Origin of the sequence: Streptomyces sp. HNM0645, from assembly GCF_030056615.1 — a bacterium.
Lineage (GTDB): Bacteria > Actinomycetota > Actinomycetes > Streptomycetales > Streptomycetaceae > Streptomyces > Streptomyces marianii.
Genome location: NZ_JASHLT010000106.1, coordinates 1 through 9,021, shown reverse-complemented (window position 1 = coordinate 9,021; position 9,021 = coordinate 1). Strand labels below are relative to the sequence as shown.

Below are 9,021 nucleotides of genomic sequence, written 5' to 3'. Positions count from 1 at the left end.
GCGTGGCCCGGCGCCCGGTCGTGCCCCGGCCGGGCGTGCGAGGTCGGGCGCCCCGCCGCCGAAGGCTTCCGGGGCGGCGCCGGGCGGACCGCCGGGATCCGGGAGCGCGGCGCCGTAGCCCTGCGGAGCCGGTGGCGGTGGCAGTGGCGGTCGGGGAACGGGCGCGGAGCCGGCGGCCCCGGGAACGGGTACGGAGCCTGCCCCGGCGACGGGGCGCGGGCCCGCGGCGTCGTAACCCGTGAACAGGTCGGCGAGCCCTGCCGGGGGCTCGCGCCAGCCGGAGGGCACCGGGGCGGGCTGACGGCGCCCGATCCGGACCGAGCGGAGCCTCGGCAGGTCCGTGCGCCGCCGCAGGTCGGCGGTGGACAGGCCGATGCGTACGCCCGTCCAGTCCTCGCCGGTGCGCTGGGCGACCGAGGCGCGCAGCACCAGTCGGCCGCCGCCGTCGCCCTGACGGTGGGTGAGCCGGTAGGCGGGCACCCAGACCGCGCCCGGCACCCCGTACTCCAGCTCCACCTCGACCTCCGCCGCGTCCGTCCCCGGCTCCCGTTCGCCGTCCCCGGCCTCCGCTCGCGCTCCGACCGCGGTTTCGGCCCCGGCTTCGGCTCTGCTGAGGGTCAGGACGACGGAGACCGCGGTCTCCACATGCGCCGACGGTGCTTCGGTGGAGGCGCGTTCGAGCTTGGCCACGGCGACGTCGAACTCGTGGTCGACGTCGCGCAGCGCCTTCTCCAGTTCGGCGAGCCGGGCGTGCAGAACCGTCAGCCGCTCGTCGACGAAGTCGCCGAGTCCCAGCCAGGCGTCGACCGGTGTGCGGCGGTGCGGGTCCTCACGCCTTCGGGCGGGCGGGACCGGACGCAACGCCTCGACCTCCCCGATCAGACCGAGTTGACGGTCCCTGCGCCCCTCCGCCGCCGCGCGCTCGTCGCGCAGCCGTTCGACCTCGCGCCACAGGCCGCCGGAGTTCTCGGCGGGGGCCGGCTCCGCCTCGATCTCCAGCCGGGCCTCGACGACCCGTACGCCGGACCCGCCCAGGACACGGGCCCGCAGGGAACCGGTGTCCAGTGAGCGGGGGAGTCCCTTCACCCGCACCCGGCCGTCCGCCGGCACGACTCCCCGGGCCAGCCGGCGGCAGAGCGCGCCCCGCGCGTACACCACCACCGAATCGAGGGCAGATCCCCACATCTGCGTCGTCTCGGCCGTCATCCGCCCGCCCCCGCCCCCCAGTTGCGTCCACGTGGAGCGAAGCCTACGCGAGCGGCCCGTCCGCCCGGCGGTGTCCGGACGTCCCGGACCCGGCCCCGCTCGGCCCGGCGGCACCGGACGCCGGCGCCCATGGCGGCGTCGGCGGTACGCGGCTCCGGCGGCTTCGGGCCCCGGCTCCGCGGTACCGGACGTGGAGGGTTCCGGCGGCACCGGACGTCCGGGCCTGCGGCGGCTTCGGAGCGTGCGGCTCCGGCCGCACTGAAGGACCGGCGGGTCGACGGGGTCGGTGCACCGGCGGGCCGCGCCTGCCGGCGGCCGGGTGGTCCACCGGCGACAGAGGCGGTTCGGCAGTACCGGCGCACCGACGCCTCCGTACGCCGGGCGCCCCGCCCGCCGGCCACGCCCCGCGCTGCGGCCCGGCTATCCCCGGGCCGGGGCCGACCCCTCCAGCACCGCCGCCCTGCACTGCGCCGGGGTGCCCCACGCGTCCCGCAGCGGGCGCGCCTTGCGCAGCCACAGGGACAGGTCCAGCTCGTCGGTGTAGCCGACGGCGCCGTGGAGTTGGAGCGCGGTGCGGGCGGCGGCGTACGCGGCCTCGCCCGCGGCGGTCTTCGCCGCCGCGACATCCGCGGTGGCGAGAGTGAGCGCCGCCCCGTGTACGAGCGGGCGGGCGAACTCCAGGGCGATCAGCGTGTCCGCCAGCCGGTGCTTGACCGCCTGGAAGGAGCCGATCGGCGCCCCGAACTGGCTGCGCTGCCGCACGTGGGCGACGGTCCGCTCCAGCAGCGCGAGCCCCACGCCGAGCGCCTGGGCCGCCGTCACGAGCCGCGCCCAGTCCGTCGCCTGCCGCACCGCCGCCGCGACGCCGGGCCCGGCGGCGACCAGCTCCCCGCCCGTGCCGGGCACGGCGAGCCGCCGCACCGGGTCGACGGAGACGCGCACCGGCCCGTGCCCGGCGGCGATCCGCAGTGCCGGGCAGTCGCCGTCGCCGTGGTCGACCACGAGCAGACGGTCCGCCGCGTCCGCGTCCAGGGCGTACGGTCCCGTCCCCGGCGTGTGCAGCGAGAGCAGCAGGCCGCCCGACGCGATGCCGGGCAGCAGGCGTTCGGCGAGTGCGGGCTCGTCCAGGGCCGCCAGGAGCACCGCGCCCGCGACGGTCTCCACCAGTGGGCCCGGCGCGGCGTGGCGGCCCAGCTCGACGAACGCGAGGGCCAGTTCGACCGGCAGCGGCCCGTCCCCCTCGTACGCCTCGGGCACGGCCAGCGCCAACACGCCGGAACCGGCGATCCGCGACCACAGCGCCCGGCCGGGTGCGGGGTCGCCCGCCGCCCAGGCGCGGGCCACCGTGGGCGTGTCCGCGGCCGACAGCAGCGCGTCCAACGAGCGGACGAACGCGAGCTGTTCGTCGGTCGGCAGGAAGCGCATGGTCAGCGGCGTCCCTTCGGCAGGCCGAGCAGCCGCTCGGCGATGATGTCGCGCTGGATCTCGTTCGTGCCCGCGTAGACCGGCCCGGCCAGGGCGAACACGTACCCCTCCACCCACCCGCCGGGTCCGTCCGCCGGCTCGCCCTCCGCGCCGAGCAGGTCGAGCGCCGTCTCGTGCAGGGCGATGTCGTACTCGGACCAGAACACCTTGTTCAGGCTCGACTCCGCGCCGATCACCGAGCCGGCCGCGAAACGCGAGGCGCCCGCGCACGTGAACAGCTGGTACGCCCGCGCGCCGATCACCGCGTCCGCCACGCGGTCGCGCAGCGCCGTGTCGGAGGGGTCGGCCGCGGCACCCCACAGCTCCACCAGGCGCCGCGCCGCGGCCAGATAGCGGCCGGGGGAGCGGAGCATGAGCCCCCGTTCGCTGCCCGTCGTCGACATGGCGATGCGCCAGCCCTGCCCCGGTTCGCCGATCACGTCCTCGTCCGGGACGAACACCTCGTCCAGGAACAACTCGGCGAACGCGGGCTTCCCGTCCAGCCGGCGGATCGGCCGGACCGTGACCCCGGGGGCCCGCAGGTCGAACATCAGGTACGTCAGCCCCCGGTGCGGCCGCCCGGCGTCCGGGTCGGTGCGGAAGATGCCGAACGCCCGGTCCGCGAACGCCGCCCGCGACGACCACGTCTTCTGGCCGGACAGCAGCCAGCCGCCCGCCGTTCGGACCGCGCGGGAGCGCAGCGACGCGAGGTCCGAGCCGGCCTCCGGCTCGGACCAGGCCTGGGCCCACACCACCTCGCCGCTCGCCATGGGCGGCAGGATCCGGTCCCGCTGCTCCTCCGTGCCGTGGTCGAACAGGGTGGGCGCCAGCAGGCTGATGCCGTTCTGGGAGACCCGGCCGGGGGCGCCCGCCGCGTAGTACTCCTCCTCGAACACCAGCCACCGGAAGACGTCCGCCCCGCGGCCGCCGTACCGCTCCGGCCACGACACCGCCGACCAGCGGCCGNCCGCTCGCCATGGGCGGCAGGATCCGGTCCCGCTGCTCCTCCGTGCCGTGGTCGAACAGGGTGGGCGCCAGCAGGCTGATGCCGTTCTGGGAGACCCGGCCGGGGGCGCCCGCCGCGTAGTACTCCTCCTCGAACACCAGCCACCGGAAGACGTCCGCCCCGCGGCCGCCGTACCGCTCCGGCCACGACACCGCCGACCAGCGGCCGGCGGCCAGCCTGGCCTCCCACCGCCGGTGCTCGGCGAAGCCCTCCCCGGTCTCCAGCGAGGGCAGCGGCGCGTCCGGGACGTGCGCGCGCAGCCAGGCGCGGGCCTCGGCGCGGAACGCGTCCTCGTCCGCCGTGTGCGTCAGGTCCATCAGCGCACCTCGGTTCCCTAACAAGTGTTTGGTAGGTTAACGTGCCGGTGTGACGGACAACAAGGCTCAGTACGTTCCGGGGCACGCGCTGCTGGCCGGCCGGACCGCCGTCGTCACGGCCGCCGCCGGGGCCGGGATCGGCGGGGCCACCGCCCGGCGGCTCCTGGAGGAGGGCGCGCGGGTCCTCATCGGAGACGTCCACGCGCGACGCCTGAAGGAGACGCAGGGGGCGCTCGCGGACGAGTTCGGTCCGGACGCCGTCGCCTCCCTGGTCTGCGACGTCACCGACGAGACGCAGGTGCGGGCCCTCTTCGGCGAGGCGGCACGGCTGCACGGCGGCCTCGACGTCGTCGTCAACAACGCGGGCCTCGGAGGGACGGCCGCGCTCGTCGACATGACCGACGCCCAGTGGTCCCGTGTCCTCGACGTCACCCTGAACGGCACGTTCCGGTGCACCCGGGCCGCGCTACGGGCCTTCCGCGGCACCGGCCGCGGCGGAGTCGTCGTCAACAACGCCTCCGTGGTCGGCTGGCGGGCCCAGGCCGGGCAGGCCCACTACGCGGCCGCCAAGGCCGGGGTCATGGCCCTCACCCGGTGCGCCGCCGTCGAGGCGGCGGAGTTCGGGGTCCGCGTCAACGCCGTGGCGCCCAGCCTCGCCATGCACCCGCACCTGGTGAAGGTCACCTCCGCCGAACTACTGGAGGACCTGACCGCCCGGGAGGCCTTCGGCCGGTACGCCGAGCCCTGGGAGGTCGCCAACGTGATCGTCTTCCTCGCCAGCGGATACTCCTCGTACATGACCGGCGAGACCGTGTCCGTCAGCTCCCAGCATTCCTAGGGGCCGGGGTGGACCGGACGTCCGCGGGCCCGGGGCGGGACCGGGTGCCCCCGCCCCCCGCGCCTGACCGGGCGTCTCCGGCACCCGGAGGGGACCGGCCGTCCGCGGGCCGCCCCGAGCAGGACCAGAATGGACACGTGGCCACGACCAAGAAGAAGAACCAGGTGAGCGCCTCGCCCGAGCGGCGCCGCGAACTCCTCGGCACCGCCGCCGAGGTGTTCGCCGCCCACGGCTACAACGCCACCACCGTGCGCAGGATCGCCGACGAGGCGGGAATGCTCGCGGGCAGCCTCTACTACCACTTCGACTCCAAGGAGTCGATCGTCGACGAGATCCTCTCCACCTTCCTCGACGAGCTGTGGGCGGGGTACGACGCCGTCCTCGCCGCCGGGCTCGGGCCGAGGGAGACGATCGAGGCGCTCGTCACCGAGTCCTTCCGGGAGATCGACCGGCACCGTGCGGCCGTCGCCATCTACCAGAAGGAGTCCCGGCACCTCTCCGCCCTGCCCCGCTTCCGCTATCTCGCCGACTCCCAGGAGAAGTTCGAGAAGGCGTGGCTGGGGACGCTGGAGCGCGGGGTCGCCTCGGGCGCCTTCCGGGACGACCTGGACGTCCGGCTCACCTACCGCTTCGTCCGCGACACGGTGTGGGTCGCGGCGTCCTGGTACCGGCCGGGCGGCCACCACGCCCCCGAGGAGATCGCCCGGCAGTACCTCTCGATGGTCCTGGACGGCATCGCCGTACGGGACTGAGCCCCGCACGTCCGCCGACCCCCGGCCCTCCCGGGCCGCCCAGCAACCTACGGAGCAGCCATGTCCGAGGCATTCATCGTCGAAGCGGTCCGCACCCCGGTGGGCCGGCGCAGGGGTGGCCTCTCCGCCGTGCACCCCGCCGATCTGGGTGCGCACGTCCTGAGGGCCCTGGTCGACCGGGCCGGGATCGACCCGGCGGCCGTGGACGACGTCGTCTTCGGCTGTCTCGACACCGTCGGCCCGCAGGCGGGCGACATCGCCCGGACGAGCTGGCTGGCCGCCGGGCTGCCCGAGGAGGTGCCCGGCGTCACCGTCGACCGTCAGTGCGGCTCGTCGCAGCAGGCCGTGCACTTCGCAGCCCAGGGTGTGATGTCGGGCACCCAGGACCTCGTCGTCGCCGGCGGTGTGCAGAACATGTCCCGGATACCCATCGCCTTCGCCTCCCGGCGGGCGGCCGAGCCCCTGGGGCTCACCGAGGGGCCGTTCGCCGGCAGCGAGGGCTGGCGCGCCCGGTACGGCGACGCGCCCGTCGACCAGTTCCACGGCGCCGAGCTCATCGCACGGAAGTGGGGCATAACCCGCCGCGACATGGAGGAGTTCGCCCTCGGTTCCCACCGGCGGGCCGTGCGCGCGATCGACGAGGGACGCTTCGCGCGGGAGATCGTCGCGTACGGCGGCGTCACCGCGGACGAGGGTCCGCGCCGCGNCACGGAAGTGGGGCATAACCCGCCGCGACATGGAGGAGTTCGCCCTCGGTTCCCACCGGCGGGCCGTGCGCGCGATCGACGAGGGACGCTTCGCGCGGGAGATCGTCGCGTACGGCGGCGTCACCGCGGACGAGGGTCCGCGCCGCGACACCACCCTCGAGCGGATGGCGGCCCTCCCGCCCGTGGTCGAGGGCGGCACGATCACCGCCGCCTGCTCCTCCCAGGTGTCGGACGGGGCTGCGGCGATGCTGCTGGCGAGCGAACGCGCCGTACGGCAGCACGGGCTGACCCCGCGTGCCCGTGTGCACCACCTCTCGGTGCGCGGCGAGGACCCGATCCGCATGCTGTCGGCGCCAGTCCCGGCGACGGCCCACGCGCTGAAGAAGACCGGCCTCGCCATCGACGACATCGATCTGGTCGAGATCAACGAGGCCTTCGCGCCGGTCGCCCTCGCCTGGCTCAAGGAGACGGGCGCCGACCCGGCCCGCGTCAACGTCAACGGCGGCGCCATCGCCCTCGGGCACCCCCTGGGGGCCACGGGGGTCCGGCTGATGACCACGCTGCTGCACGAACTGGAGCGCACCGGCGGCCGGTTCGGGCTCCAGACGATGTGCGAGGGCGGCGGCCAGGCCAACGTGACGATCATCGAACGGATGTAGGGACGTACACCGGCCGCGGGCTCCGGCGTGCCGATCGCCGGGGCCGGACCGACCGCATTTCCCGGGCGCACGGGGCGGAACCGCCGAGCGGGGGAGCCGGGACCGCGGCGAAGCGTGCTAGGTTGTGACGGTTGCAGTTTGGTACCCATGAACTTTATGCGCGCCTGACGGGAATGATCCGCAGGCGCTTTATCGTTTTTTCCGGCATCTCCGGATGGGGCCCCTACCTATCGGGAGAATGACATGGCCACCGGCACCGTGAAGTGGTTCAACTCGGAAAAGGGCTTCGGCTTCATCGCGCAGGACGGCGGCGGCGCCGACGTCTTCGCCCACTACTCCAACATCGCCACCCAGGGCTTCCGCGAGCTCCAGGAGGGCCAGAAGGTCACCTTCGACGTCACGCAGGGCCCGAAGGGCCCGCAGGCGGAGAACATCGTCCCCGCCTGACCCTCGGGACGCTTACCACGCGGCCGGGGCCCGCACCCTCGCGGTGCGGGCCCCGGCCTGTGCTGTGCTCAGCACCAGGAAGGCAATTCGCATGACTCGTTCCGCACGCCCCGCCCGCAAGCGGCCGGCCGAGCGCACGGTGAAGCGGGCCCCGAAAGGGGCCGGCGGTGTCCGCCGTACGGTGGGCCCGCAGGAATTCACCGTTCCGGAGCCCCGTGTCCCCGCCCTGCCCGCCGTCCGGGCCTTCGAGGAGCTGACGGACCTGCCGGCGGCGCTGCTGAAGGCCCTCGCCGCGCAGGGGGTCACAGAGCCGTTCCCGATCCAGGCGGCGACGCTGCCGAACTCGCTCGCCGGCCGTGATCTCCTCGGGCGCGGGCGTACCGGATCCGGCAAGACCCTCGCCTTCGGGCTGGCGCTGCTCGCCCGCACCGCCGGGCGCAGGGCGGAGCCGGGTGCTCCCCTCGGTCTGGTGCTCGTTCCCACTCGGGAGCTGGCACAGCAGGTGACGGACGCCCTCACCCCCTACGCGACCGCGGTGAACCTGCGTCTGGCGACGGTCGTCGGAGGGCTGTCGATCACCAAGCAGGCCAACCAGCTGCGGCGCGGAGCCGAGGTGCTCGTGGCGACGCCGGGGCGGCTGCAGGACCTCGTCGAGCGGGGCGACTGCCGTCTCGGCGAGGTGGCGGTCACGGTGCTGGACGAGGCCGACCAGATGGCCGACATGGGTTTCCTCCCCCAGGTCACCGCCTTGCTGAAGCAGGTGGAGCCCGGTGGGCAGCGCATGTTGTTCTCGGCCACCCTGGACCGGAACATCGACCGGCTGGTGCGGGGGTTCCTGAGCGACCCCGTGGTGCACTCGGTCGACCCGTCCGCCGGTGCCGTCACCACCATGGAGCACCACGTCCTCCACGTCGCCGACGAGACCGACAAGAAGGCCGTCACCGTGCGCATAGCGGCCCGCGACGGCCGCGTCATCCTCTTCCTCGACACCAAGCGTTCCGTGGACCGTCTGGTCAAGCGGCTGCTGGCCAGCGGTGTACGGGCGGCGGGCCTGCACGGGGGCCGGACCCAGCCCCAGCGCAACCGCACCCTCGACCAGTTCAAGAACGGCCAGGTCAGCGCGCTGGTCGCCACCAACGTCGCCGCCCGCGGCATCCATGTGGACGATCTGGATCTCGTCGTGAACGTCGATCCGCCGACGGACCACAAGGACTATCTGCACCGGGGCGGTCGCACCGCGCGGGCGGGCGAGTCGGGCAGCGTCGTGACCCTCGTACTGCCGGACCAGAAGCGGGAGATGACCCGGCTGATGGCGGACGCCGGAATCACTCCGCGTACGGCCGCGGTCAGGTCCGGGGACGAGGAGCTGGCCCGGCTGACCGGAGCCCGCGAACCGTCGGGTGTGGCGGTGACCGTCGAGGCGCCCCACGCCCCGCAGCCGGCCGCCGCGAAGTCCCGGCCGAAGCGGAGGCGCGCGCAGGGCGGCGGCCGTGCCGGTGGACGTGACGAGGCCGTCCGCGAGGACACCGGCGCTCGCACCGACGGCGCGCGCAGGACCGGCGCGCGAGCCGAGGCCGGCCGCACCGAGCGGGGATCGGCCGAGGGCGGCCGCGCCGCCCGGGGCG

6 protein-coding genes and 4 pseudogenes are annotated in these 9,021 nt (G+C 74.9%); 6 read left to right on the top strand and 4 right to left on the bottom strand.

The features are described from left to right. From QMZ92_RS35735 to QMZ92_RS36700, 4 genes and pseudogenes are all read right to left on the bottom strand, one after another. Positions 1 to 1,206, bottom strand: a 1,206-nt coding sequence (locus QMZ92_RS35735; protein ID WP_283302097.1) for a DUF4139 domain-containing protein, incomplete at its 3' end; no start/stop codon positions are given. A 420-nt stretch (positions 1,207 to 1,626) separates the two neighbouring features. Continuing rightward, the gene (locus QMZ92_RS35730; RefSeq protein ID WP_283302095.1) at positions 1,627 to 2,631 is read right to left on the bottom strand and encodes an acyl-CoA dehydrogenase family protein; all 1,005 of its coding nucleotides are present in this window, start codon (positions 2,629 to 2,631) and stop codon (positions 1,627 to 1,629) included. A 2-nt stretch (positions 2,632 to 2,633) separates the two neighbouring features. Beyond that, a pseudogene (locus QMZ92_RS35725) lies at positions 2,634 to 3,641 on the bottom strand (acyl-CoA dehydrogenase family protein); the annotation flags it as partial. A gap of 151 nt (positions 3,642 to 3,792) precedes the next feature. Further along, positions 3,793 to 3,993: pseudogene (locus tag QMZ92_RS36700) on the bottom strand (acyl-CoA dehydrogenase); the annotation flags it as partial. A 49-nt stretch (positions 3,994 to 4,042) separates the two neighbouring features. On the opposite strand from QMZ92_RS36700, the gene QMZ92_RS35720 reads away from it, so the two are divergent. The 6 genes and pseudogenes from QMZ92_RS35720 to QMZ92_RS35700 form a co-directional block, all read left to right on the top strand. Then, on the top strand, positions 4,043 to 4,831 hold the full coding sequence (locus QMZ92_RS35720; protein ID WP_283302093.1) for an SDR family oxidoreductase: 789 nt from the start codon (positions 4,043 to 4,045) through the stop codon (positions 4,829 to 4,831). 137 nt (positions 4,832 to 4,968) lie between these two features. Beyond that, entirely contained in the window at positions 4,969 to 5,583 is a 615-nt protein-coding gene (locus tag QMZ92_RS35715; RefSeq protein WP_138055900.1) for a TetR/AcrR family transcriptional regulator, read from the top strand. Positions 5,584 to 5,643: 60 nt separating this feature from the next. Then, positions 5,644 to 6,270 (top strand): annotated as a pseudogene (locus QMZ92_RS36230) (thiolase family protein); the annotation flags it as partial. 25 nt (positions 6,271 to 6,295) lie between these two features. Continuing rightward, positions 6,296 to 6,949: pseudogene (locus QMZ92_RS36225) on the top strand (acetyl-CoA C-acyltransferase); the annotation flags it as partial. A gap of 243 nt (positions 6,950 to 7,192) precedes the next feature. Continuing rightward, positions 7,193 to 7,396 carry a cold-shock protein gene (locus QMZ92_RS35705; RefSeq protein WP_017947512.1) on the top strand — a complete coding sequence of 68 codons (204 nt, stop codon included), beginning with the start codon at positions 7,193 to 7,195 and terminating at the stop codon, positions 7,394 to 7,396. Positions 7,397 to 7,487: 91 nt separating this feature from the next. Continuing rightward, a partial coding sequence (locus tag QMZ92_RS35700) for a DEAD/DEAH box helicase (RefSeq protein ID WP_283302090.1) occupies positions 7,488 to 9,021 on the top strand: 1,534 nt, incomplete at its 3' end.

Coding starts and splice junctions, on each gene's coding strand:
- QMZ92_RS35705 (WP_017947512.1), top strand. CDS start 7,193: ATGGCCACCGGCACCGTGAAGTGGTTCAACTCGGAAAAGGGCTTCGGC.
- QMZ92_RS35730 (WP_283302095.1), bottom strand. CDS start 2,631: ATGCGCTTCCTGCCGACCGACGAACAGCTCGCGTTCGTCCGCTCGTTG.